Origin of the sequence: Ekhidna sp. (assembly GCF_963691765.1) — a bacterium.
Lineage (GTDB): Bacteria > Bacteroidota > Bacteroidia > Cytophagales > Cyclobacteriaceae > Ekhidna.
In genome coordinates this window covers 2707797-2733942 of record NZ_OY829375.1, presented here as the reverse complement: position 1 = coordinate 2733942, position 26146 = coordinate 2707797, and the positions used below count along the sequence as shown (strand labels likewise).

General features: G+C 37.4%; 22 protein-coding genes and 1 riboswitch. Of the genes, 12 read left to right on the top strand and 10 right to left on the bottom strand.

Going from position 1 to position 26146, the window contains the following annotated elements; translation table 11 throughout:
• The first annotated feature begins 44 nt into the window (after positions 1-44).
• Together ACY650_RS12395 and ACY650_RS12390 are read left to right on the top strand one after the other, a co-directional pair.
• Positions 45-4244 (top strand): CHAT domain-containing protein, encoded by a 4200-nt coding sequence (locus tag ACY650_RS12395; RefSeq protein ID WP_462247908.1) that lies wholly within the window; start codon positions 45-47, stop codon positions 4242-4244.
• A 140-nt stretch (positions 4245-4384) separates the two neighbouring features.
• The gene (locus ACY650_RS12390) at positions 4385-5140 is read left to right on the top strand and encodes a ferritin-like domain-containing protein (protein WP_462247906.1); all 756 of its coding nucleotides are present in this window, start codon (positions 4385-4387) and stop codon (positions 5138-5140) included.
• A gap of 68 nt (positions 5141-5208) precedes the next feature.
• Here ACY650_RS12390 and ACY650_RS12385 read toward each other — a convergent pair whose 3' ends face one another.
• Positions 5209-6147: a hypothetical protein gene (locus tag ACY650_RS12385; protein WP_462247905.1), complete on the bottom strand. Its 939-nt coding sequence runs from the start codon at positions 6145-6147 to the stop codon at positions 5209-5211.
• 34 nt (positions 6148-6181) lie between these two features.
• On the bottom strand, positions 6182-7438 hold the full coding sequence (locus ACY650_RS12380; RefSeq protein WP_462247903.1) for a CHASE2 domain-containing protein: 1257 nt from the start codon (positions 7436-7438) through the stop codon (positions 6182-6184).
• 137 nt (positions 7439-7575) lie between these two features.
• Between ACY650_RS12380 and meaB the strand changes: the two genes are divergently transcribed.
• From meaB to cobC, 5 genes are all read left to right on the top strand, one after another.
• Positions 7576-8568 carry a methylmalonyl Co-A mutase-associated GTPase MeaB gene (gene meaB / locus ACY650_RS12375; protein WP_462247902.1) on the top strand — a complete coding sequence of 331 codons (993 nt, stop codon included), beginning with the start codon at positions 7576-7578 and terminating at the stop codon, positions 8566-8568.
• Between the two features lie 103 nt (positions 8569-8671).
• Positions 8672-9175: a bifunctional adenosylcobinamide kinase/adenosylcobinamide-phosphate guanylyltransferase gene (locus ACY650_RS12370; protein WP_462247901.1), complete on the top strand. Its 504-nt coding sequence runs from the start codon at positions 8672-8674 to the stop codon at positions 9173-9175.
• 9 nt (positions 9176-9184) lie between these two features.
• A complete protein-coding gene (cobT, locus tag ACY650_RS12365) occupies positions 9185-10243 on the top strand; it encodes a nicotinate-nucleotide--dimethylbenzimidazole phosphoribosyltransferase (protein ID WP_462247900.1) in 1059 nt (352 codons plus the stop codon).
• A complete protein-coding gene (locus tag ACY650_RS12360) occupies positions 10243-11028 on the top strand; it encodes an adenosylcobinamide-GDP ribazoletransferase (protein WP_462247898.1) in 786 nt (261 codons plus the stop codon). The genes cobT and ACY650_RS12360 overlap by 1 nt, the downstream gene beginning before the upstream one ends.
• Complete coding sequence (gene cobC, locus ACY650_RS12355) at positions 11013-11546, top strand: alpha-ribazole phosphatase (RefSeq protein ID WP_462247896.1); 534 nt, start codon at positions 11013-11015, stop codon at positions 11544-11546. Before ACY650_RS12360 ends, cobC begins: the two co-directional genes overlap by 16 nt.
• Positions 11547-11554: 8 nt before the next feature.
• Here the strand turns inward: cobC and ACY650_RS12350 are convergent, their stop codons facing one another.
• From ACY650_RS12350 to ACY650_RS12330, 5 genes are all read right to left on the bottom strand, one after another.
• Positions 11555-12355 (bottom strand): alpha/beta hydrolase family protein, encoded by an 801-nt coding sequence (locus ACY650_RS12350; protein WP_462247894.1) that lies wholly within the window; start codon positions 12353-12355, stop codon positions 11555-11557.
• A 25-nt stretch (positions 12356-12380) separates the two neighbouring features.
• Positions 12381-16313 carry a cobaltochelatase subunit CobN gene (locus ACY650_RS12345; protein WP_462247892.1) on the bottom strand — a complete coding sequence of 1311 codons (3933 nt, stop codon included), beginning with the start codon at positions 16311-16313 and terminating at the stop codon, positions 12381-12383.
• A 64-nt stretch (positions 16314-16377) separates the two neighbouring features.
• Positions 16378-16719 carry a DUF2149 domain-containing protein gene (locus tag ACY650_RS12340; RefSeq protein WP_462247891.1) on the bottom strand — a complete coding sequence of 114 codons (342 nt, stop codon included), beginning with the start codon at positions 16717-16719 and terminating at the stop codon, positions 16378-16380.
• Positions 16720-16732: 13 nt separating this feature from the next.
• Complete coding sequence (locus tag ACY650_RS12335) at positions 16733-17314, bottom strand: MotA/TolQ/ExbB proton channel family protein (RefSeq protein WP_462247889.1); 582 nt, start codon at positions 17312-17314, stop codon at positions 16733-16735.
• Between the two features lie 3 nt (positions 17315-17317).
• A complete protein-coding gene (locus tag ACY650_RS12330; protein WP_462247887.1) occupies positions 17318-17920 on the bottom strand; it encodes a hypothetical protein in 603 nt (200 codons plus the stop codon).
• Positions 17921-18046: 126 nt separating this feature from the next.
• A riboswitch (cobalamin riboswitch) is annotated at positions 18047-18253 on the bottom strand.
• A 113-nt stretch (positions 18254-18366) separates the two neighbouring features.
• Between ACY650_RS12330 and ACY650_RS12325 the strand changes: the two genes are divergently transcribed.
• From ACY650_RS12325 to ACY650_RS12305, 5 genes are read left to right on the top strand one after another with little or no spacing between them, the layout of a single operon-like run.
• Positions 18367-19815, top strand: coding sequence for a cobyric acid synthase (locus tag ACY650_RS12325; protein WP_462247885.1), 1449 nt, complete (start codon positions 18367-18369; stop codon positions 19813-19815).
• Positions 19812-20819, top strand: a complete 1008-nt coding sequence (locus ACY650_RS12320; RefSeq protein ID WP_462247883.1) for a pyridoxal phosphate-dependent aminotransferase — start codon at positions 19812-19814, stop codon at positions 20817-20819. Before ACY650_RS12325 ends, ACY650_RS12320 begins: the two co-directional genes overlap by 4 nt.
• A gap of 17 nt (positions 20820-20836) precedes the next feature.
• Positions 20837-21736 (top strand): adenosylcobinamide-phosphate synthase CbiB, encoded by a 900-nt coding sequence (gene cbiB / locus ACY650_RS12315; protein WP_462247882.1) that lies wholly within the window; start codon positions 20837-20839, stop codon positions 21734-21736.
• A gap of 6 nt (positions 21737-21742) precedes the next feature.
• The gene (locus tag ACY650_RS12310; protein ID WP_462247880.1) at positions 21743-22270 is read left to right on the top strand and encodes an AAA family ATPase; all 528 of its coding nucleotides are present in this window, start codon (positions 21743-21745) and stop codon (positions 22268-22270) included.
• A gap of 7 nt (positions 22271-22277) precedes the next feature.
• Positions 22278-22856, top strand: a complete 579-nt coding sequence (locus tag ACY650_RS12305) for a cob(I)yrinic acid a,c-diamide adenosyltransferase (RefSeq protein ID WP_462247878.1) — start codon at positions 22278-22280, stop codon at positions 22854-22856.
• 11 nt (positions 22857-22867) lie between these two features.
• On the opposite strand, the gene ACY650_RS12300 is transcribed toward ACY650_RS12305, so the two are convergent.
• From ACY650_RS12300 to ACY650_RS12290, 3 genes are read right to left on the bottom strand one after another with little or no spacing between them, the layout of a single operon-like run.
• Positions 22868-23911: an ABC transporter ATP-binding protein gene (locus ACY650_RS12300; RefSeq protein ID WP_462247877.1), complete on the bottom strand. Its 1044-nt coding sequence runs from the start codon at positions 23909-23911 to the stop codon at positions 22868-22870.
• Complete coding sequence (locus ACY650_RS12295; RefSeq protein ID WP_462247875.1) at positions 23911-24918, bottom strand: iron chelate uptake ABC transporter family permease subunit; 1008 nt, start codon at positions 24916-24918, stop codon at positions 23911-23913. Before ACY650_RS12295 ends, ACY650_RS12300 begins: the two co-directional genes overlap by 1 nt.
• A gap of 53 nt (positions 24919-24971) precedes the next feature.
• The gene (locus tag ACY650_RS12290; protein WP_462247873.1) at positions 24972-26126 is read right to left on the bottom strand and encodes an ABC transporter substrate-binding protein; all 1155 of its coding nucleotides are present in this window, start codon (positions 26124-26126) and stop codon (positions 24972-24974) included.
• Positions 26127-26146 lie beyond the last annotated feature (20 nt).

Here is a 26146-nt window from a genome sequence, read left to right as displayed (position 1 = left end):
TCTGACATTTCGATAACTTTATTCGTCAGAAAATCCAATTGTATATGAAATACTTCCAATCCGCCGTGGTAGTAATTCTAACGCTATGCGTTGGTGTTGCTAATGCCCAGTACCAGAAAACCATTGAGAAAGCCGATGAAAAGTACGAATCTGGAGATTATTCATCAGCAAGAAATCAGATTGCTGGTTTAAAGAAAAAAGCCACAAAAGACTTAAGCTACAACAATCCTTATAATGCAATTGCACTAGTTAAAGAAGCAAAGATCAATGTTGGCTTAGGGGAGCTTGTTGATGTAATGAAGCCATTAGAAGAAGCTATCGCCATGAGCACAGAAGTAAATGGTGAGCAAACTGCTGAGCATGGGTTCATTCTACTTGAGGCTTCAGAAGTATTGATTTCATACGGAAATTTTCGTTTAGCCGGACAATACATTGATGAAGCTACCAAAGCATTTGAAGCATCTGGTGCATTAATTGAGGACATCAAATCTGCATTAGATGTGCAAAGAGCGCAAGTACTATCTGGAAAAGGATTTTATAGTGGAGCAATAAAACTCGTTGACGAGCAGACAGAATATTATTTAGGAAGAGCTTTCTCAACAGAAGGCGACAAAAACGACCAAGAAGATAGGAAGGAGGAGTTTGCCAAAATGATGATCGTAAAGGCAAATTCTCTGAGAAAGATGGGAGATTACCAATCTGCTGATTCTGCATTTATCTCTAATCTGGGGTGGGTCCAGCAAAATCTTAAAAAAACACACTTACTATGGGCTGCAAATGCATACCTAAACGCTCGACTTCTTGAGGAAAATGGATTAGCGGTTGAAGCACAAGCCAAGCTTTACGAAGATGCCTACATACAAGCAATTCGAAAATATGATTTGTCTCACAATACAGTAATGACAATGCAGGCAAGTCTCATGCGAGCACTTTATAGAAATAATCAAAATGCTCGATTTAAAATCGTGAATGCAGATTTCAAAAAATCACTTAATGAATTTAAGAAAACGAGTATTTTCAATCTTGCAGAAGATAAAATGGACTTGACATTTGATTTGGATGATCAAAATATCAAAAAGATCGAAGATAAAATCAACAAGATGCTTACTAGCCCTAGCATTCCAGAATATCATATTGAGCGTATGGAGTTGCTCGAACTAGCAAAAAGAGTTGCTCTTTATGCGGGCCGTCATAAAAACACCGAATCTTATGACACGGAGATTCTTAAAATCAAAGAGTATTTGCTTGGAACTGATGCACCAGAATTCCATTTAACAAAGGTGAAACTCGCGAATTACTATGTTGACTTTACGGACAAGTTTGCTGAAGCAAAAACAATCTACGATGAAAGTTTTCATGCCTTGGTCGAGCCTGAAATAACCAAGGGACATGTGGATTATTTGGACATCATGAATCATCTAGCAAAGTTTTATGAGGAAACAGATAACTACGAAAAAGCTTCTGAAATTTTAGACGATGCACTATTGGCAGCTCGAGTTAAATACGATAATGAAGACATTGAATACGGAAAAGAACTGGAAAAAATAGCTGGTCTTCAAATTAACATCGGTGAGTACGAGAAGGCTACAGACAACCTGAAAGAGTCTGAGCGTATTATGAAAGCGGTAAAAACAGATGAATCAAAAAGCTATTTGGCATCCGCTTATATCACAAAAGCTAAGCTACTATCTATTAAAGGTGAATACGATGACGCAGAAGATCATATTTATGATTCCGAAGACTTAAAAGAAGATGGAGCACTTATTATTGACGTAACAGGATTGAGCTACCAAGATGACCTTGGGGGGTTATTTACAAGCATTGGCAGATATTCAGATGCGACTGAGCTTCTCTCAGAATCGTTGGAGGAAAAAACTGATCAGTTTGGTAATTCCAGCAGACACCTAAACAGAACATTGGTCTTAAATGGTAGATTAAATCTTATTAAAGGTGACTATACGCAGGCCGAGCAACAAGCTAGAAGAGCAAATACCATAGCAATAAGCACATTCGGAGAAAATTCATCCAAAGTAGTCCCTTCTATACTTCAATTAGCGGATGTATATACTACGATTGGAGACTACGAAAAAGCTGAATCATTACTAAAGAATGCTATTCGAATTCAAAAAGAAAAATTTGGATCTGACCATGTTGATGTTGGGAAGTCAACATCAAAATTAGCGTTAGTGTATTTCTACCAGGATAAGCCATTAACTCAAATTCAGTCTTTGTTCCAAGAGGCTGAAAAGATCATTGGCAAAAAGCTTGGCTCAAATAACCCTACATATGCCGAGATCCTTAAAAACATGGCGATAGCCAACATTGCTTCAGGAAATTACTCTTTAGCCTTTACCTATTTGAATCAAGCGGAGAGTATCTGGAAAAGTAAAATTGGAAAACGTAACAATATAAATGCCGCTATCGCACAAGTATTAAAGGGCGATATCTACTATAAGCAAAAGAAATATTCAGATGCTGAAGGTTACTATGAGAACGCTAAGAAACAGTATGAGCGTGTATTCAGTGATACTCACCCTGAGTTCGTAAAAGTTCAGTCAAAGCTTAGCAAGACATACTTCATGCAAGCCCGATACAAAGACTCACAGGATCAGATGGAGGCTGTTCTTGGCAACTACAAAAACTTCATCAAAGATTATTTCCCAGCACTTAGTGAAAGAGAAAAAGCAAAGTTCTGGAATACGATCAAGGGTGACTATGAATTTTACAACACACTCATTGTAAGCAGAAATAGAAGTGCTAAGTATATTGGAGAACTCTACAACAATGCGCTACTTACTAAAGCGCTATTGCTAAACTCCTCAATCAAAGTTCGTCAAAGAATTATGAGTAGCAATGATCAGGAACTAATTGACATGTACTCCAAGTGGATAGAAGATAAAGAATTACTTACAGCAGCCTTATCTATGAGTCTTCAAGACCTTCAAGATGGTGGAATTGATGTTGCAACTCTCTCAAACAGCGTAGAGCTTCTAGAAAAGAATATCAGCTTAAAATCCGAGCTCTTTTCACAAAGTGCAGATAGCCGACAAGTAGTTTGGGAAGACGTAAAAAATTCACTCGGAGAGAATGAAGTTGCTATAGAAATGGTACGCTTTAGAGTATTTGATCATGCTTTCACTGATTCAGTAATGTATGCGCTATTGTACGTGAAAGGTGATAAGAAATCTGAGCCTAAGATGATTTTACTTGATAATGGTAAAGAGCTGGAAGGAAGGTCTCTAAAAATTTATAGAAATAGTATTAAGTACAAGGTTGAGGATAAGTATTCATATGAAAAATACTGGCAGCCAATTGAAAACGAAATGGGTGTAATTTCAACACTATATCTATCACCCGATGGAGTTTATAATCAGATCAACTTAGAAGCCATACCAACGCCTGACGGTAAGTATGTGTTGGACAATTCCAATATCCTCTTAGTAAGTAATACAAAAGATCTTTTCATGAATAAGATCAAAACCAAAGTAGTAGCAGAGCAAGAACATGCGATGATGTTTGGAAACCCGCAATTCTATAAAGATACTCAGCCAGGCAAGCCTCTTGCTAGCTCTGGTTTAACGCGATCAACGGCAGAAGTTGTAACTCCTCTCCCTGGAACAAAAAAGGAAATAGAGGAGCTTGATAATTTACTGGATCGAAAAGGATGGAGCACAGAAAAATTCACAGAATTAGATGCTACGGAGATGTCAATCAAAGCTGTTACGAACCCAAGAGTATTCCATGTTGCAACCCATGGATTCTTCCAGGAGGAGACCAAAGCAAGCAATATTGATCAAGAGTATAATGAAACTAAGGCGTATGACAATCCGCTATTGAAAACCGGACTGTTACTTGCAGGCGCTGGTGATATTCTTAATCAAACACAGTTTAACTACAATGTTGATAATGGTATTCTAACGGCATACGAGGCAATGAATCTCAATCTAGATCTTACTGATTTAGTTGTACTCTCTGCTTGTGAGACTGGACTTGGAGAGCTACAAGCAGGTGAAGGTGTGTATGGATTGCAAAGAGCATTCTTAGTAGCAGGTGCTAGAACTATTGTAATGTCGCTCTTTAAAGTGAGTGATGAAGCTACTCAGCAGTTGATGATCAAGTTTTATCGTAAGTGGATTGAAACTGGCAACAAACGTCAAGCATTCATTGATGCTAAGAAAGAAATCAGAAACGAGTATAGGGATCCGATCTATTGGGGGCCTTTCGTAATGATTGGTCTGGACTAGTCACCTCTACTGCATCAAAATTATTTAGGACATCCAAGAGGGTGTCCTTTTTTGTTGGATGTCTGTAAACTAAATTCTTAAATACTGTTAAATCACTAATCTCATATTTCTTGCTATCGTTTTTTAGAGAAAATACAATCATGATTCATAGCTCAATATTCTGGAAGGAACATTTCAAACGTAACCTCGCCCTTGAAAGAGTGGATTGGAGTATTCAACCAAAGATTAGTGAAGAGGAAAAAAGATCCATTCTTTATTCGCTAAAAGCTTGGCAGCTTGGAGAAACAAGTGATGGATCTCATTTGTTATCTGCTGTTTCTAGATATGCTAAAAAAATCAAAGATGAAGAGTATATCTCAGCTGTTAAACTCTTCATCAAAGAGGAGCAAAAACATGGTAGAAATCTAGGCAGGTATATTAACCAAATAGGAGAACATAGGTTAGGAAAAGATTGGGGAGATACAATTTTTAGAAAAATCAGATACTTCAATAAAAGCATGGAGTTATGGACAATAACATTAATTATTGTTGAGAGTGCTGCACAAGTATTTTATCAAGCACTTAAGGATGCTACAAATTGCCAATTGCTTAAGTCAATCTGTCAAGATATACTGATTGATGAAGCACATCATATTAAATTTCAAAATGAAAGGCTATATCAAATACTTGAAAACAAAAATTTTTATAGCAAAGCAGTGAGCATTGGATTTTATGGAATACTCTTCTTTGGAACCATACATGCTATCTGGCTAGGTCACAGAAACGCTTTTAAGGCAGGTGGAATCGGAAAGAGAGAATTTATGAGGAGGATGTACTATAAATTTTTCAATACCTTAAAATTCTGTCACTCTAATTATTCAGTCCCAAGAAACAAAGAACTAAGACAGGCATATTAAATAAAAAACCCTGATCCATTCGGATCAGGGTTTGAAAATTGGTTTCTATCAATAGGGAATAAGACTTCTTATTCTTCCTCTTTGTATACTTTGATTCCGTTTCTTTCGATGATGTCTTTCTTCAAGATTTTGAAATCATCAACATCTGGATTCATCTGAATAGCTTCTTCAATTGCTGTAAGTGCATCTACAATCAAACCGTTCTCTTCGTAGAATGAAGCATAGATAACTTTGTTAAGTGGGCTATCTTCTTCAACCTCAGCTTGTAGGCTGCTCAATCCTTCAGCGTACTGTGCAGGATTTTCAGGTCGTTTGATAGCAATGTCACCAGAAGAAACATCAGTATTTTCTTTAGCAGTCACATTAATGATCCAAAGACCTTCTTCATTCTGCATTTCACCAGAAGTGAAATCAAGTGTTACAGAATTACCTGCAACTTCTTCTTTCATAATTTCTTCATCAAAGATGTTTTTCACAGTAACGATGAATACTTTTTCATCCATGCCTTCAAGGATATCCCAAGTAACAATTGCCTTGTCTCCTAGAATGCTCGCATCTTCTGCAGGAATAAGCGCTTTAATTGACTCATCTCCAGCTAGCGCTCTTTTGGCAGCTCCAGTTGCATTAAGTCTCTGTCTGTAGTTAGGCTTTTCCTTTTCATTCATTTTGTTCGCTAAGAATTTAGCATATCTACTAGATACACTTGCAGATTTGGTATTAACCATCTTCGCAAGATCAGAAACCTTCTTAGTTCCTGGAGTTCTTACTTCCAAAGTTTTACCAGACTTGTGCATCAAACCAATGTAAGCTCCTTGAGAAGCAATTAGTTGATCACCGTCGCTAAGTGTAGCTCCAGTCTTTAGTGCTACTGCAGATGCAGCACCTTCTTTCATAACCTTGTTTTGGCCTTTATTGGCCAGTACTCTAAACGTATACCCTTGACCGTTGGCAACCCCAAAGGCAAAAACAAACATTAGTGTAGTCGCAATAGAAACAAACTTTCTCATAATAATTCCAATAGTATTTGGCGTTTTCTAAAATTTATAATCGTGATACTTTAAATAATTCTTTTCTTCCTTCTTTGGAAAGTGAATTTTTCACAACTCCATAGAATACTTCCAGGCCATCACCCGAAAGCGCTATAGCAATAAGTAGGATATTCAATTCTAACTTAACACTATAAAGGTCCATAGCATAAATCATGATGTATGGAATCCCAACTAATAAAATAACCTGAATCACCTTTGTGATTCCGTCGTACCATTTTGGTAGTTTTTTATAGATCCAAGAGAAAACCATAATTGTGAAAAACAACATGATTACGGTCAAAACCCATGATTGGATATCAGATAGGTAATAAATGTAATCTTCATTTAAAACCATTGATACAATATTCGCGTGGATAACTCCCCCGTACATATCAGGAAATGCTCTTCCCACATATACTTCATTTAATGGAGTGAAAAATTTATCTTCAAAATTTTCTCTATCTCCGAGTTCTTCACCCAAGAAGCAGAAAATAACTACTTTGTCTTGTATAATTTCTGGAACAAAGTTTCCGTTATAAACATCCCAAACATCAAGAGCGGTGTATTTATTTCCGAATTTGGTCGCACCATAGTCGAGAACATTGCCTCTGTAATTGATTACTTCTTCTTCGTTTCCTCGAGCTAAAAACTTATCAGCTTTTTCCGGGGAAACAAAACTTGCCATCTTAACAGCAAAAGAAACTTGATTCTCACCATTGTCCATTTCTAACTGCGGCACAAATGTTCTACACATTTTCAAGTCTTCTTGAACACCAGCGTCAGTTACTAGATTGGCAAAAGCAGGATGCGCATTCCAAGTAAACATTGGGTCAGACCATTCGAGTGAATCATAAGAATCAGGGTCCAGATTGTTCATTGTTTGCGAAAGCTTGGTAACGAGAACCAGATTTTCTACTCTTCCAAGTGCCTCCATTAGCATCAGATCTCCGAGTGTGTCTTCTTTTGGGTAGTCAAAAAATAAATCCACTCCGATCACTGCAGGATCATACTTGCTGATAGAATCGAGCAATATTGCAATACCTGCCCGTGGCTCAAGACCAACATTCACAAGTACTACGTTTTGATCCGCAACAGGATCATCCAATAACTGAGAGAAATACACATCTGTGAACTCCATGTCCGCAAATGCTTCTCCAATTGGATCCATTATGTCAAAGACCTTAAATGCTGTAAGACTTCCAAAAAGTCCCATCAGCGCAAAAATAAAAATTGTTCCCAGGATTACATCCCGCCAGAATCTTCTAAACATCTTCTATTTGTTGGTGGGTTAGTTAGTTAAGATTATATATGCAATTAAAACATTTCTCACCAACGATCACAATCGATGTATTAGAAGAGTTCAATTTTTTCTTCAAATTACGCAATAAAAACTTTAATACTCGTCCTATGGATTCAACTTTTCGGCGAACACCTAATATTCATCTACAAGACTTAATAAACGGTCTACTGCAAGGAAATAGGATTTTTCTGAGTAGAGCCATCACCCTGGTTGAAAGTAAAAGAGCTGACGATAAAGTGGCGAGTGCTGAATTAGTAGACAAGATCTTAAATACGGAAAGAAAAACCCTTAGAATTGGAATTACTGGGGTACCTGGTGTTGGAAAAAGTACGTTTATTGAATCCTTTGGTAAGATGCTCACCGAAAAAGGCAAAAAAGTAGCTGTTTTATCAATAGATCCTAGCAGCAATCGATCAAAAGGAAGCATTTTAGGAGACAAGACAAGAATGGACGAATTGTCGAAAGATCCAAATGCCTTTATTCGGCCATCAGCATCTGGATCGAGCCTTGGCGGCGTTGCTTCAAGCACACGTGAATCAATCTTATTATGCGAAGCTGCTGGATTTGATGTAATTATTATTGAAACAGTCGGCGTGGGTCAAAGTGAAACAATCGTCAAGGACATGGTCGACTATTTCTTGCTGTTAATGCTTGCCGGCGGTGGTGATGAATTGCAGGGAATTAAGCGGGGGATTATGGAAATGGCCGATCATATCTTAATCAACAAAGCAGATAATGACAATCTAAAGGCAGCAAAGCATGCTAAAGATGATTACTGGAATGCCGTGCACCTATTCCCACCAAATGATGCCGATTGGGTTGTCCCTGTCGGGTTATGTTCTGCTTTAGAGAAAAATGGAATTGAGGAAGTTTGGAGTGAAATTGAGAATTACCAAAGTCATACCGCTAAAAACGGTTGGTTCGAAGAGAATAGAAAAAGGCAGGCAATTAAGTGGTTTCATGAACGTATTCATGCCCGTTTGGAGGAGATATTTTATTCGAAGCCGATGATAAAGGAAGAGATAAAAAAAAGGGAGGAGCTTATCTCCTCCCAAAAACTTTCTGTTCGTAAGGCTGTGGAAGAGCTTTTTAACTCATAAAAAACAGCAACAAACATTCTCATACTTTTGTGGATAACTTCATAACCAGATACCTCCTAGTTTAATTAAATTGCTGGCATTTTCATCTATCTAATTCTTTATTTTGATTTACTTCATTTCAGGCGGAGAGAGATCTGGTAAAAGCAATTATGCCATGAATCTCGCATTAGAATTATCTGATAATCCAGTGTATTTGGCTACATCAAGAAAATGGGATTCAGATTTTGAACAAAGGGTACAAAGACATCAAGATGAACGCGATCAACGATGGGAAAATTGGGAAGAAGAAAAAGAAATTGGAAAATTGAATATAACTGGACGTGTGGTGGTTTTGGATTGCATTACACTTTGGTTAACGAACTGGTTTCTTGATTTGGAACAAAACATTGATAGCTGTCTTCAAAACGCCAAGCGAGAATTGGAAGAATTATTTAAACAGGATGCCACTTTGATTGTAATTTCTAACGAATTAGGTATGGGAGTTCATGCTGAAAGCCATATGGGCCGTAAATTTGTTGAATTACATGGGTGGACCAATCAGTTCATAGCACAGAAATCAGACAGAGCAACATTTATAGTTTCTGGCCTACCTCTTCAAATGAAATAACATTTTTATATGACTCAAAAATTTGATGTATCGGTTAAAGTTCCATCTGGCAAGCTAGATGAAGAAATTTGGGATAAATTGAATCTCAAAACTAAACCACCGGGGTCTCTAGGCAGATTAGAGCATCTATCGCATCAAATAGCCCGTGTTCAAGGAACACTTACACCGAATTTGACTGATCCAGTCGTGTTGGTTTTTGCTGGAGATCATGGTATTGCAAAATCTGGCTTGGTAAATCCATATCCACAAGAAGTAACACACCAAATGGTATTGAATTTTCTCTCGGGTGGTGCAGCAATAAATGCAATGACTAATGTGGCTGGAATGAAAGTAATTGTCATAGATGCTGGCGTAAATCATACATTTAAATCTGAACTTAATTTGATAGATGCAAAAGTTGATTTTGGAACCGCTGATTATCGATCAGAACCTGCAATGAAAATAGAAACATGTCATCTTGCTATGCAAAAAGGTGCAGATGTTGTGACTGGGATCGCTAGTAAAGGCACTAATGTTATTGGGTTTGGAGAAATGGGTATCAGTAACACATCCTCAGCATCGCTTATTATGAGCACTCTTTGTAATATTTCTTTGGAAGAATGTGTGGGTAAAGGAACTGGGGCTACCGGGGACCTTTTGGATCAAAAATTGAATACACTTCTTGAAGTACAAAAATTTCATGGACTAACTTCTAAAGATACTCCAGATCTGATTTTGGCAACTTTCGGAGGGTTTGAAATAGCAGAAATGGTCGGCGGCATGATCGAAGCTGCATATAGAAAATGTATCGTTCTAGTTGATGGCTTTATTTCAACTGCTGCCTATTTGATAGCTCATAGCATGATGCCAGCAATAAAAGAATATGCAGTATTTACACATAAGTCGGAAGAATTGGGACATACTAAATTATTGGCATATCTTGACGCCGAACCATTACTTCTACTCCAAATGAGACTTGGTGAGGGTACAGGATGTGCAGCAAGTTATCCTATCCTTGAAATGGCAGTTTCGGTCATAAACAATATGGCGAGTTTCGACTCTGCCGGTGTCAGTAGTAAAATAAATTAGTGAAAGAAGAACTTAAGATATTTTTTACGGCTATTATGTTTTACACCAGGATACCTTGCCCCTCTTGGGTAGATCACAATCCTGTCTATATAAATAAATCGGTAAGATATTTCCCGCTCATCGGATGGATCATTGGTGCACTCTCTGGTGCAGGCTTTTTATTAGGAAACTGGCTAGTTGGACCAATTTTCGCATCGCTACTATTTATGGTTACTTCAGTTTGGTTAACCGGAGCGTTTCATGAAGATGGATTTGCTGATGTCTGTGATGGTTTTGGAGGTGGATGGACAAAAGAACAGATTTTAACTATTATGAAAGACAGCCGAGTTGGGACTTATGCGGTTGTTGGATTAGTATTATTGATATTAGTTAAATTATCCCTTCTTCTTGAAATACCTAAAAATCACCAAGGCCTTCTACTTATTTTGATCCTTATTAATGGCCACACATTAAGTAGAATGATAGCAGCTTCTGTAATCTTTACGCTGGATTATGTTCGAGAAGATGAACTTAGCAAGGCAAAACCAGTAGCGAAATCTTATTCAAAAACGAATTTTATATTGGTCTTCCTTTTCGGTTTAATTCCTACAATTTTAATTGGTTATCTCTCCAATCAATGGCTGTGGATATTCATTCCAGCACCACTTTTTTTCGTAAAAATGATACTTGCACGTTTCTTTAAAATGAAAATCGGAGGATATACAGGTGATTGCCTGGGAGCAACTCAACAGGTGGTAGAAGTCGCATACTATTTAACTATAGTTGTATTTTGGAAATTTATTTAATCCGCCATACTACGCCAGATATTCCCAAAGAGATTTGCTATGGGCAATCAAATGTTAAACTCGCATCCACATTTATTGATGAATCTAGGAGCACTTTAGCCAACCTTCCAAGCTCTATTGATATAGTATACACAAGCCCTTTGGAAAGATGTTTAGAATTAGCAAAGTTGATTGTTAGTAAAAAACTAGAAGAAATACCACAGCTTCAGGAAATGAGTTTTGGTGACTGGGAGTTGATGCCATGGTCTGATATACCCATGAAAGAATTGAATCCTTGGATGGAAAATTTTGTTAATGAAAAGGTACCGAATGGAGAGTCAATGAAAATGCTCGCTACACGTGTTATTAAAATTTATAAAAGAATATTGGCAAGTAAGGAAGAGAAAATAGCAATAGTAACACATGCCGGACCCATCAGAATAATCTTATCAGAAGTGAATCAAACTCCTTTGAAAGAAGCATTTGAGCGCTATCAAGTTGATTATGGTGAAGTTATTATTATCAACAAGAAAATTTAGGAGAAAATTCAATCATCAAGCCAACTCGAAACGATTTTTATGAGTTCAAGTCTCTTATCAGAAAAAGAATGATCGGTCTCAAGTAAAACATATTGAACATTTTCAATCTTCTCAACCCAACTTCTATTTCGATCGTTTTCGTCTAATACCAATACTTTTTTATTCGCTAACTCTTTTTTATGGAGTAATGGATCGAATTGTACTAAATTTTTCATTAACTCATTTGTGAATTTCTTTGAATCAATATTTAACATAAACAACCGCCTGAGATAGCCTTCTAACCAAACGAAATCTTCTTTTGATGTTGTACTCACATTCCACGGAGAATAAACACCTATCTGTTTTACTCTTTGATCTTTAGCCCCACTTAAAAGCGCAAGCCCCCCTCCTGTACTATGACCAAACAAAATGTATGAGTTAGTCTTTATGCGATATTTTTTTGAGTTTTCAGGCATATCAAAAAAATCCATTATCTCTGTGACATCTTGCAAACAATTGGAATACAAAAATTCCCCCTGACTTCCCCAGGATCCTCTATAATTGAAGTAAATAACGTTTCTACCATTTCGTCTAAGTTCCTGTGCTAAATCAAGGTTTCTTTCATTACCTGGAAGTCCATGCAGAAGTATAACAGTCTCTTTCATTTCATCCCCAGCAGCAAACAAACCGAAGACGGCAATCGAATCTTCCTCGATTGCAATAAAAATCTCTTCACTTGTAGCTCGGAAATCAGCATTGATGATTTGTGCATCTAAATGACAGCATATTAATAATAGAAAAGGTGAGATTAGTTTTAATAGCATTTTCATTAATGAATAAGTTAAATCAAGAAACTTAATCCTCAATCTTCCTTCGCTTCTTGACGAAATAGACAATACAATATATCAAGACCATCGACAAAGCCAACCATTTCCAGATTTCTGTACTGACATTTGATGAGGTTTGTTCATTTACTTTAACCTCCTCAATTTTAAACCCTTGTACTTTTTTCTTAGGCAGGTAATCGTCGGAGTTAGTGGCTTCCTTTGCTATTTGATCGGGACTTGGCAAGCCTGCTGCTTTTAACTGCTCTTTAATCCCTTTTAATTGGTCACGATAATTTGCAATACTTTCCTTTGATAAGCCTTGAACTTCCTCAAACTCATTTTCCAAAAATTCTTCCAACTTAAGATTATTGCAAACATTCAAATTGCAGGATAAGCCTACTTTTTCTACCGTTTCAAGAAATTCAGAAAGTAATTTTTCTTTCACCTCATCATCTGGCGACCAATAAGATTTTCTAATCGCTTCATATAGCCTTGAGATCATCACCTGGTAGGCATACAAATTTCCGGATTCTTCAAAGCGTTGCGAAATATCTAATTCGTACTTATCCTTAACATAAACTTCAAAAAACCCATCCCACTTATTTTGTTCTACTGCTTCTGGTACTGTAACCTGCCATCCCCATAGATTTGAACTGACTTGACGAATAAAACGGCTTCCAGAGTACCCTTCATCCAGCATTGCATTGATCCAAGTTGGATTCAGATAGCGTGTATTCATTTCCTTACTTAGAAAATATTTTAGCTTTTCATGCTTCATATTGCCTTCGTCAGTCAGGTTAGAAACAAGCACCTCTGGAGATGCTCCGTCTATTGCTCTTACAGCAAGAGCCGTTCCCCCTAGGTATTGAAAGAAATCATCATTATCTAATGCAGCATATAGGTGTGTAGTTATGCTATGTAAGACTACTTTAGTCCCAGAAAGATTTTGTTTATAAAAAGAGAGCAATAATGAATCGGCAATTGGTTGAGTTCCCCAGTAGTCTTTACTATAGGGGAAATGCATGCGATTCATAAATACATCAGCTACTTCTTTCTCATCCTCCCAACTGCCAGAAGCGTCAACTACGGTGTTGGTACCAGTTCCATATACGCCGTCAGGAGTTGAAAATGTTCGAACTTCAGAAAGTGCTTTAGCCATTTTAACATTTACTCCCTTCTTAATTAAAAGCTTATAATTTCTTTTCGTATTTCTACGCACATAATTATCCACTTCCTCTTGTTGGTTTGCAAGTTTTACAGCTTTATCTAATAACAGAACTAGCTGTGGAAAAATGTCACGATAAAGCCCAGAAGGAATTAAAATGATGTCAATTCTTGGATGATTCATTTCTTTTCGAGGAATTATTTTAAGATCAGAAACTTTTCCAAAAGCATCATACACTGGAGCTACCCCTAACAAACTCAATATCTGCGATTCCATTATTCCTTCGTTACGGATACATTCTGTAGCCCAAAGATTATAGGTCAACTTATCAGGCATCTCTCCATTATGCTCAAGTTGATAATTTTTGATCAACTCATTTGCTAATCTGGTGCCCTCCTTGTAAACTTCCGGTGAGGGTACATAATCTGCATCAAAAGCATAAAAGTTTTTCCCGGTTGGTAGTGAATTTGGATTTCGAAGTGGGTCATTACCCGTAGCGGCATGTACATATTTACCATCCAGAGCATCTATTAGCGCAGCGAGCTCAGATTCTCCGCTTGCCATAATTCTTTTACGGATGTCATTGGTATATGCTTTTAATTCATTTTGACTTAATCCACTTTTTTGGGAAACAATCGCTTGAACATTTTTTTCTATTAACTCAGCTTTTGGGAGCTTTCCAAAGGTGTGCAATCCTAGAGGTGAATGTTGCTCTTGAATTTCTTCAATATAATGCTCTATATAATGAAGCTCATCATCATCCACAATTGTATCCAATTCCAAATCGGCCATTATACCGTATTCTTTTGCATACTTATAAATTTCTTTGAATTTGGCTTGGGCTAAACCAGGACTTTTAGCTTCTGCAATCTCGTGCTCAGAAATCAGTCGTTCGAGTTTTTTGAGTTCAGGATTGATATTTATTCGATCAAAAGGAGGTGTCATATGATCGATAATGATTGCGCCCGATCGACGTTTGGCTTGAAGGCCCTCCCCTACATCATCAACGATGTATGGGTATACGTTAACCATATCCCCAATCAATGCCTCTGATGCATCGTGTTGATTTAATCCCGTCTCCTTTCCAGGTAACCATTCCAACGTACCATGTGTACCCAGATGAACCACCGCATCCGCTTGAAAACCATATCGCAAGTAGAGATAAAAAGCAATGTACTGATGGTGAGGTGGAACTGAAATATCATGATGCATGATGTCAAGGTCATGAGACCATCCACGCACAGGTTGAGGGGTCAACAAGACATTTCCATAGCGGACATTAGGTATGACGATGTATTTCTCCCCTTCATTGTCAATCCATTTCATCACAATGTTATCTTCCGGCTTTCCCCACTGTTCTTCAATTTCTTTTCTTAGCTCACTTGATAACCTTGAGTACCATTTCAAATAAAGGTCAATCGGAATTAAAATCGCTCCCCCCTTTTCAACCAGTTTATCAATTTCTCGTGGTGCCCAGTCCCCAACATTTATACCGTATGTAGAGACATCATCAAAGATTTTATCTTCTGTGAGCTGTTCATCCCCAAGCTCATAACCTTCACTTCTCATTCGATCTAAGATCGAATGAATACTATTGGGAACAACATTTAAGTAGCTGGCACCAAGCAACTCCTTACCAGGAGGATGGCTGTAGTAAATAACTGCAATTTGTTTTTCGTTATTAGGCTTATTTTGAAGAATGTGTAACTTCTGTACTTTTTTTACCAATCTCTTTACCTGAAAGATTATTGGTGATTTAATAGTGAAGTTTGCTAATGAATCTATCGTCTCTCTACTCGTCGTAACAATCGGGTGAATACTCCCCATTTGTTCTGGTACACTAAGCTCATTGGCGCGTCTATAAACTTTAATTCCCTTATCATTCTCCATCCATTCTTCAGCATTTTGGCCAACCTGAATCAGGTTGATTACTGGAATGCCGAGTGTTTCAAATGCCTCTCTGTTTTCAATAGGGTTGGAACCAAGCCATGCTGATTGTGCCAATAGTACCTCAGGAATCAGCTCTTTATTTTCATCAAAAAATAGCGGTCTTAAATCATCTTTAGTAGGAAAACCATAATAACAGAGGACATTGAATCCGTGATCCTCAAATTGACGAACATACTCTTGAAAATGAAGCAGCTGCTCAGACAAAAAATCACTGCGCCACAGGTTGATAGCAATCCAAGGGTTCCCTTCCGTGAAGGCTTCGTAATTATCGCGATAAGATACAAATTCAGTGAATACCTGCTTGGTTTGAATATTGCATAAAGCAAAATCAGGAATTGGTATAGATGATTGCATTGGTATGTCAGCACCTAGCGTTCGTCGACAGTGATCCAACACCATCCTTACGAGGTTTTCACGACCCGATTGCTCATAAAAAGCTAGAGTCTGGGTATCCCAGATAATGTCTGTAAACGCACCCAATTCTGCGGCCTCCTCTGAACCTACAGCAAACACTTTTACACCTGTTTTACCCATCTGATTTAAGAGTGGCAAAACCCCTTCTACCTTAGCAGGATTAACAATATCAATAAAAATAAGTTGATGATTGCTTAATGTTTGATAATTGATTTGATCAAGATCTGAATAGTAGTATGTAGTTATTTCAGCATCTAATTCATTTGCTATTAGTTTCTTATAGGCACTTTCCTTAACACTTTCACCAAGCTGATGATAATTGTCAGGTAGAATTAAGCCAATATTAGCAGATTGGTTTTGGGCATTAGTAATCGCACTAATTATAAACAGGAAAACTAATACATGGAATAGTTTCAGATTTCTAGAATTCACGGAATCAGATTTTTATCCTTTTAATATTGTTGGATTTGCATAAAGCTTAGGGCATTTATTACCGTCACTTTTCTGGTATATAAATCACACGACCATCATCAAGCTTGTAAGCAGTACCAAGTTTCACTCCCTTTCCCGACTCAGTGGTCTCTGTTACTTTTTCAATTTTAATTTCTTTCCCTTTTTTAGTGATGATCTGTATTTCGCCGTTAGGCATTGTTTTGGTAATCACCAATTCAGAATCGGGATTAAAAAGATCTAGTGTACTGTAAGCCATAAACAATGCAAAAAACAATGCAACAATGAACACAATACTTACATCAAATAGGTTAGCCATGCTGTTAATAGGGTCGGTCTCTGCAGCTAACCTTTCATCTACCAATGAGTGTTTTCGAAGAATGCTCATATCAATATTTTATTTAGTAGCTATTAGCTAATTTTTCCATTCCCTGCTCGGACTCTTCCCATTCAACCAGGCTTTTTTCGCATAAAGATTCACATTCGAGTAAGTCACGTTGCATCCACTCCGTTTGTTTATAGTTCATTAAGAATGCCGTGAGCCCTGCTGCCATACCTACTATAGTAGTAGTAAAAGCAGTGACCATATTGGCCGACATGATTAATAAATCACCTTGAGATAGTGAAGAAAGTGCAGTTCCCATCGGAATTAGCGTTCCCATTAGGCCGAGTGTTGGACCTGCTTTTATAACTAGCCGATTAGCACTTAATGATTTGACGTAAGTCTCTTGCCATTTTCTAAGAGAATAAATCAAATCAAATTCAATCAATTTGTAAGTAGATGAAGGCGATTCAAAATAAACTTTATGTTGCTCTTTGAATGTGCTGACTTTTTTAAAATTCTTGGCCTTTCTTTGTTTCAGCTCGCTCATAAATTTACCTATTGAAACGACCTGATGTAACAATGCAAATAAGACACCACCAATTACCGGATAGTATAAAAGGTTGGCAATAGCTAACAAAGTTGATTCTAAAATATTCATAGTTTAGGATCTTGATTTTTCTTTCCAAAAAAAGCCCCCAAGAAGTAACATTAAAAAGACTCCGAGAAGCAGGAAATTCTGTTGATTTATTATTGAAGAAATAGGAATTGTTGGAACTGGCTTAAGATTTTGTAGAATGTTTGCAAATACTGGTTCTAATGCCAAAAAGACTGTTATTATAGTCCCAGATTTCAGGAAAAAATTCTGATGGTTGCTAATGGAGTCTTTCCATTTTGAAGCTATCCATACTATCAGCCAATAAATGAAAATAACCATTCCCTGACCTTCTATCTTATCCAATTGAAATAAGATTAAGCCAAAGGAAAAAAATACAATACAACTGACAATAAATCTTTCAATCCAAACGGTCCATGGATTGATAAAAAGCTTAACTAAATAATTAAGAATCAGTACCACAAAAAGAAGTGCGATAATATTATCCTCCAGCACAGCTTCTTTATTGATTAACTTGAGTATTGCTGCTAGAATGAAAGTGGATAGAAGCAACCAAAGTTTCCACCTCCCATTATTTCGCATTAATGCCACGATACCATACATACTCAAAAAGAGCGCTTGGAAACTTAAAAGAATTAAATCGATGGTCATTTTTTATGCCTTAATCTCTTAAATCATCGCTTCAAGAATAATAGGCATAGTACGCGTTGCAAAAGAACCTTAATTATGGTACTATTTTGATTGCAAGAGTATCAGCTGCCTTTAATCCCGAAAGCTCAGATATCTGTGATTTTGGCAGGTCTCCTGGCTTGTTTAACATAGGCCTCCTTCCCATCCCTATTTTACCGGGACAGTGGAATTTTGACAAGCCTAGCTTATTAAACTAACAGTTGCGGGTACAGCTCCGGAGTATCATAATGAATCACCGGATTCCCATATTAAGGTTCCTACATTAAGGAATCCACCAAAAACATTTCAAAGTAAACACTAATTCATGAATTTGTTCGGATAAGGATCCCGGTATCACTTAATTCTATGTAAAAGATCGTCTAATTTCGAATTAGAAATCAAATAGACCGAATGGGTTTATGCAAAAAATGAGGCCAATCATGTTTGTCGGTACCGGCTCTGATGTCGGTAAAAGCTGGATTACTACTGGGGTATGTCGATGGTTAAAAAATCATGGATTTAACCCAGCTCCATTTAAGGCACAAAATATGTCGCTCAATAGTTTCTCTACGCCGGATGGTTTGGAAATCGGACGTGCTCAAGCAGTACAGTCAGAAGCTTGTAAATCAACCCCAATGGTAGAGATGAATCCCATTTTGCTAAAGCCATCTTTAGAGAACAGTTCACAAGTAGTACTTTACGGTAAGCCCATTGGAAACCAATCAGCAAAAGAATACTTCGACAACGACAAAAATGATCTGTTTGATGAAGCTAAGAAAGCCTTCCAAACACTCAATAATAATTTCACCCCAGTGGTAATGGAAGGTGCAGGCAGTATCAGCGAGTTGAATTTAAAGCATCGGGACATAGTAAATATGCGAATGGCAAGAGCAGCGAATGCCTGTGTTTATCTCGTTGCCGATATCGATAAAGGTGGAATATTCGGAAGTATTTATGGAACCATAGAGCTCCTAGAACCCTGGGAAAAAAAGTTGATCAAGGGAATAATCATTAATAAATTTCGAGGCGATTCTTCACTTTTTGAGAATGGCAAAAAAATGTTAGAAGATTTGATAAAAATCCCTGTATTGGGTGTACTACCATACAAATCGGATATTATCCTTGAAGAAGAAGACTCAGTAGCTTTAAATCAGAGAAAAAAAACTGCCGAAAAAGACAAAATCAACGTGGCAGTGGTACAACTGCACTACCTATCAAATTATACTGACTTTCAAGCCCTTGAACAAGAACCACTGATCAATCTTTACTATACAAGAGACAAAGAAGAATTAAAAAATGCGGATGCGATCATCATTCCTGGAACCAAAAACACCATAGAGGATTTAGTTGCTTTGAAAAATGAGGAAATTGATGAAACTATCAAAGACTTATATGATAGTATCCCTATAATCGGAATCTGTGGTGGCTATCAAATGTTGGGGAAATGGATTGATGACCCCCATCATGTGGAGAGTGATCGAGGCAAAGAATCTGGTCTTTGTTTGTTTGACACAACTACAACTCTTACCAAAAGAAAAACGGTCGAACAACAAAAGTTTACATTTAAAAACGAATCTGAAACCTGCATAGGTTATGAAATTCATATGGGAGAAACTGATGTCCCTGATGGCATGCATCTCAATCTGATTGGTAATACCCCGGAAGGATTTTTTGATGGAAATAAAAGCTGGGGAACATATCTTCACGGCATTTTAGACAATCAAACAGTCGTAAATGAATTGCTACATCTAAAATATAAAGAAGCAGAAGCTATGGATTATCTATCCTTCAAAGAGACTCAATACGAGAAATTAGCAGACTGGATTGACCAGCACCTTGATATGGTAGCCATCGTAGAAAATAGCAAAACAAAATGATTGAAGGCCATGGTGACGATATGCATCGCTATGATGAGAAGATTATTCACAACTTCAGCTCAAACATCTATTATAAGGGATGTCCGCCAAAACTTTTATCAGAGCTGACTTCCCAATCAAAAACTATACAGAATTACCCTTCTCCTGCTGCAGAAGAATTGAGCAAAGCGGCAGCAAATAAGTTTGGGCTATCCAGTGATCATTTTCTATTCACGAATGGGGCAACGGAAGCGTTCTATTTGATTGCACATATTTTCTCAGGAAAGAAAGCAGCCATTGCATCCCCTACTTTTTCAGAGTATGAAGATGCCTGTAAAATTCATGGAATCGCATATCAATTGATTGATAAAGAAGGTTTGAACATCTCTAATTATGATCTTGTATTCATTTGTAATCCAAACAATCCTGATGGTCGTGCTATTCAATCAAAGCGACTTGTAAAGCTTATACAAGACAATCCGTCTAGTATGTTCGTAATCGATGAAGCATATATTGAATTTACCAATCAAACGGAATCACTAATTCCATTCATAGATAAGCTACCAAATCTAATCATCGTCCGATCATTAACTAAGTCTTTCGCCATACCAGGATTAAGACTGGGTTATGTGATTACATCTCCAAATATTATTGAATCTCTTATCAGCAAAAAGATGCCATGGAGTGTGAATGCATTGGCCGTTCAAGCGGGTCTGCTTCTGTTTAAAAAATATGAAAGCTTTCTTTTTGATATTGAAGAGCTATTGGACGACACTCGCGCATTCATTAAGGATCTTTCAGAAATAAGCTGGCTGGAAATTAACCCAACTGATACCAGTTATTTTTTGGTAAAATTGGATCAAGGTACAGCCTCTGATCTAAAGGATTTTTTAGTAAGACAACATCGTATACTCATTAGAGATGCGACAAACTTCAAGCTATTGGATGGTGAATACATACGTCTTTCCACTCAAAATGAAGAAGCAAATGCAACACTTATAAAAGCACTAAAACAGTGGAATTAGCTCCCATTCTTATTCTTATGATTGCTTTCACATTGGACTCCCTACTCGGAGATCCTAGGTGGTTGCCGCATCTAATTGTGCTTTTTGGGAATGCCATCTCTAAAGGAGAAAAATTATTAAATATTGGTTCGAGTAAAACCTTGAAAGGATTCTTCATTGCGGTTGCATTGGTAGCATCAGTCTATGCATCGTCTTATTTCTTAATGGATTGGACTGCAAAATTAAATCCTATGCTTTCCTACGTTGTTGCAATCGTTTTACTATTCTATTGCTTGGCAAACCGAACGCTTATTAGGGAGGGGCAAGCGGTATTTCGAACACTTAAAGATGAGGGGTTAGAAGCAGGAAGAAAACGTCTTTCTTGGATTGTAGGTAGAGATACTTCAGAGTTAAGCGAACAGCAAATTCGAACTGCTACATTAGAAACTCTCTCCGAAAATTTAAGTGACGGAGTGATCGCACCTCTTTTTTACTATTTCATTTTGGGCGTTCCTGGGGCTATAGCATATAAGATGATCAATACATTAGACTCAATGATCGGCTACAAATCTGATCGCTTTAAGGATTTTGGAATGTTTGCAGCTAAGTTAGATGACATTGCGAATTTTATACCTTCAAGAATAACTGCCTTATTTATGCTGATTGTCAAAGGGGAAATCAAAGGGCTCTCTTTCCTTATCAAAGAAGGTAAGAAACATACAAGCCCCAATGCAGGATACCCTGAGGCAGCGTTAGCATATATTTTAAATTGCCGGTTTGGAGGTCCTAATTACTATGACGGGAAGCTAATAGAAAAACCCTTTATTGGAAATAATCAGAAAATAATAACTGACCAAGACTTAAATACCGCTATTTACGTGAATTGGGCAACCAGTATTCTATTCATTTTGACATATTGTGTTGTTTTTTTTATCTAACCAGTAATGCAATACTTTAAAAAACACATCATTACCGGGGGCCCTGGAACAGGGAAGACTACATTGATAAATGAATTAGAAAAGGACTATTCCTGTATACATGAAGTATCTAGAAAAGTAATCAAGAATGAACAAAATTCTGGTGGAAATGGAACTCCATGGCAAGACCTGGGCAGGTTTACTATGCTTGTATATGAAGAATCAGTAGGAGAATTACAAGCAAATCCAGAAGCCATATTCACAGATCGCTGTGTACTCGACTTGATTGCCTATCATAAAGTAGTAGATAAACCAACTCCATTTTTTTTAAATAGCTTCCCTTATCATGAGCGGTACCAAGGAAAAGTAATATTTGCACCTATGTGGCGAGCCATCTATCATAAAGATGATCAAAGGCTTCAGGAATTCGACTACTGTGTAGAGCTAGAAAAAGCTTTGATAGACACTTATACTGAAAAAGGTTTTGAGATAAACTTTTTGCCAAAGGATACCGTGCCGATAAGAGTTAATTTCGTAAAATCATTAGTAAACTAAAACACGTATGAAGATTTATACAAGAAAAGGAGATAAAGGCACTACTGGTGTTTTTGGTGGAAAAAGAGAACCTAAGAATAGTGCACGAATTGAGTGCATCGGAACATTAGATGAAGTCAATAGTACTATTGGTTTGTTAAGATCAAAGCTTGGATCAGATCATGAGTGGCAACAAAACCTTCACAAAATCCAAAAGGACTTCATGGATATGATGTCCCATCTAGCTCGACCATCTGATTCCAACAAAGAAAATCCTAACCCAAGACCAATTGATGGTGCCACTTTTTGCGAAGAATGGATTGATGAAATGGAGAATGCAATGAGCAGCCCATCCGATTATTTTCTGCTTCCTGGGGGTAATGAAGTTTCAGCGTTGTGCCATGTATGTCGTACTCAAGTACGTCGCGGTGAACGAGCGCTTTTTAGTCTTATAGATGAAGATCCGGACTGTGTTGAAGAATACGTAACAGCTTATATCAATCGTCTTTCTGATCTATTTTTCACTATGGCGAGGGCAGAAATGGACAAGTACGGTGTTGCAGAGGAAAAATGGAACCTTTTCTTGTATAAACGAAAGAAGCGTTAGCACTCAAGAGCTTATAGCCCAGATGAATGCCTAAGAGCCTCTAATAATTCACCAATACTTTGGCACTCGAAAACTTTATCATTGATTTTTAGTATCCAGTGGTCTTTTTCATATTCGATACGATTAGTAGTATCTGAATCTTGAACTACCTGATAGCCTTCTCTTTCTAATGCTCGAATAGTCCATGTACTGTGAATACCATTTCCAAACAATGAAACTTTCCCTTTCGTTGGATGGACTACTTTAAATGAACCGGAAAGTTTGTCAAACGTAAAGGCATTGCTTTTAAATACTTGTTCAAACATTCCTGATAATACCAAATCTTCTGGAGAACCACTTTTCAATTCTGAATCTCGATTCATCAACCAGATTGTATCAGCAGTTTGCAATGCAAGGTCAAGTTCATGAGTAGATAAAAATATGGCCTTATTTGTTTCTTTAGCCAATCGTTTTAAGATATTCATGATCTCTACTCTGTTTGGTAAATCTAAGTGAGCTGTTGGCTCATCTAACATAATAAGTGGTGTGTCTTGCGCCAGCGCTTTTGCAATGAGTACTCGTTGTTTCTCTCCATCACTCAGCTCACTAAAAAATCGATTTTTATACTTTTCAAGGTGAACACTTTCAAGGGAGTTTTCAATGATTTCGAAATCATCTTTTTCAAGCTTTGCGAAATAATTTGTGTAAGGGTAGCGTCCAATGGAGACAATGTCCTTGACCGTCATAGCACCTACATTCACTTTATCAGTAAGTACCAAGCTCAACAGTCTTGCGTATTGATGAGGCTTAATATTCTTAACATCAGTTTGGTTAATGAATGTTTCTCCTTCCAGTGATTTTTGCAAACCGGCAATGGTTCGCATGAGCGTAGACTTTCCACACCCATTTGGTCCTATCAGACAAACAAGCTCTCCGTTATAAATCTTAATATTTAGATCCTTCTCGAGTACAAGGGTTTCATTTTTGGTCTTGTATCCAATCGTCAAACCCCTAGTCGATAAGATTGGCTTGGTGAAGTGAGCTGTTTCAATATTTGCATTAGAGGCCCTCTCCATTAAAAAGCTCCTTTCATTTTTTTGTTTTTAATGATGATAGCGAGGATAACCGGCGCACCAAATAGTGCGGTCACGGAGTTTAATGGTAAGGTAGTGTGATTCCCCGGTACTTGGGAGATAATATCGCAGACAAGCATAATTACTATCCCGCACATCATTGTAGCAGGAATCAACACTTTATGATTAGAAGTATGAAAAAGCAAGCGCGCTAAATGAGGTACCGCAACACCTATAAAAGCAATGGGACCAGTAAAAGCAGTAATTGTGCCTGCCAGAATACTAGTAGTTAAGATTAACTTTATTCTTGTTCGAGATACATTTACTCCTACTCCAGTAGCATAGTTTTCCCCTAGAAGTAATGCGTTCATTTGCTTGGAATATAAGAGAGATGTCAATAGCATGAGAGCAATCACTGGTCCCATCACTTGAAGCTGCGACCAAGCTACCCCTGATAGGCTTCCAAATGTCCAGACAAGAAAATTCTGGATTAACTCCGGGTCACTGAAATATTGCAGAATACTCACAACTGCACCGGTGATGAATCCAAACATCAGACCTACTATAAGGACAGTAACTCCGTCTGATATTCTGGCAGAAGCAAACAACACGCTCAAAAGCACCAAAAAAGATCCAGTAATTGCAAATAAAATTAGCCCCCAGCTACCTAAGGTCTCTTGAAAGTTTGCCGTTATTCCAAACAATGTAGTAGAGGAAAGTACGAATACAGCTACCCCTAAACTCGCTCCATGACTGATTCCAAGCACCGATGGTCCTGCCAAAGGATTCTTGAAAAGGGTCTGCATTTGCAAACCAGCAACAGAAATGCCCGCACCAGTTAAAATTGCAGTAATTGCTTTAGGAAGTCTGAAATTGAAAAAGATATATTCCCACGACTTTTTAGCAGAATTTCCAGAAATAATATTGAGCAGTTCTTCAATTGAAATCTTTACGCTACCCAAACTTAAATCGAGTAAAAAAAGGCCTATGATTAAGCAGATCCCGATCAAAATAATCAGCCAAGGTTTTAATATGAATCCTTTAGTAGTCAAACCCAACTATTCTATTGAAGCTTTCTGTAGTAGTACAATTCATGATCAGGAAGTAATTCTGGATGAAAAATTCTAATTACATCCTTTAGAATAAGGTCTGGCCGTGTCATCCCACTTTCCCAGTAGTCGTTACCCCCATTCTCGCTCCTTCTTTTATTGAATGTATAAACATTTCCCTCTTTAAATGCCTTGAAAAGTTTATATCGCTCATCCATCATTCCAAGTTCTTTCAAAGATTCTGCACGAGGTCCCATCCAAAAATCAGCATCGATCATTTTATCGAGCACAACTTCAAAACTTAGCGGAAGACTACCTGTTGACTTTTCATTTTTGTAATGATAGTCGCCACCAGCATCTTGGATCAGCTTTGTTAAATAACTATCGGATCCAGGCATGTACCATGTTCCTTTAAAATTATTTCCTGTCATTATTGCTGGACGATCTATGACACCTTCTGTTAAACTTAATGCCCTCAGATACTCTTTTTCTACGCTTTTAAAAATTGAATCTGCTTTCTCATCTTGATTGAAAAAAGCTCCTACAAACTTGACCCATTCAGCCCTGGCAAGCATATTCGTTTCCATCCATTCTACATTATAGGAAATAGGTATGCCGGATTCTGTTAACCGGGCATCATTATTTCTTACATCATCAATGCCGGTTTTCATCACTAAATCTGGAGATAGATCTAACAGGATTTCCAGGTTACTATCTTGCAAAGAGCCTACTTGTGAAATTTGCCCATTAATTACTTTTTCATAGATATAAGAATTAAAGATATAGCGATCATCTGCTACTCCTGTGATCTTATCCAGTTCTTCAATCAGGCTAATAAATCCAATGTGAGGACTTGATGTGGCAACTACTTTTTGTATAGGAATTTGAATTTTAAATTCTGCCCACTCAAGGTCGGGTTCCTTTTCTCCATTTGGATATAAAATATATGATACCAAGGTGTCCCCTTCTTCCCAAGGATTTTTTACGATGATGGTTTTATAATTATCATTAACATCAATCGTAAAGTACTGTGAATAATTCACTTCTGGCTTAAATGCGATAGCTTCTGCAACAACTGCCAGAGTTTCATTTGTACTCGATTGTTCTTGTATTGATTGACAACCAACCAGAAAAATAAATGTCGTAATTACTATTAAGTTCCTTTGCATTCTTTGATCATTAACCACCA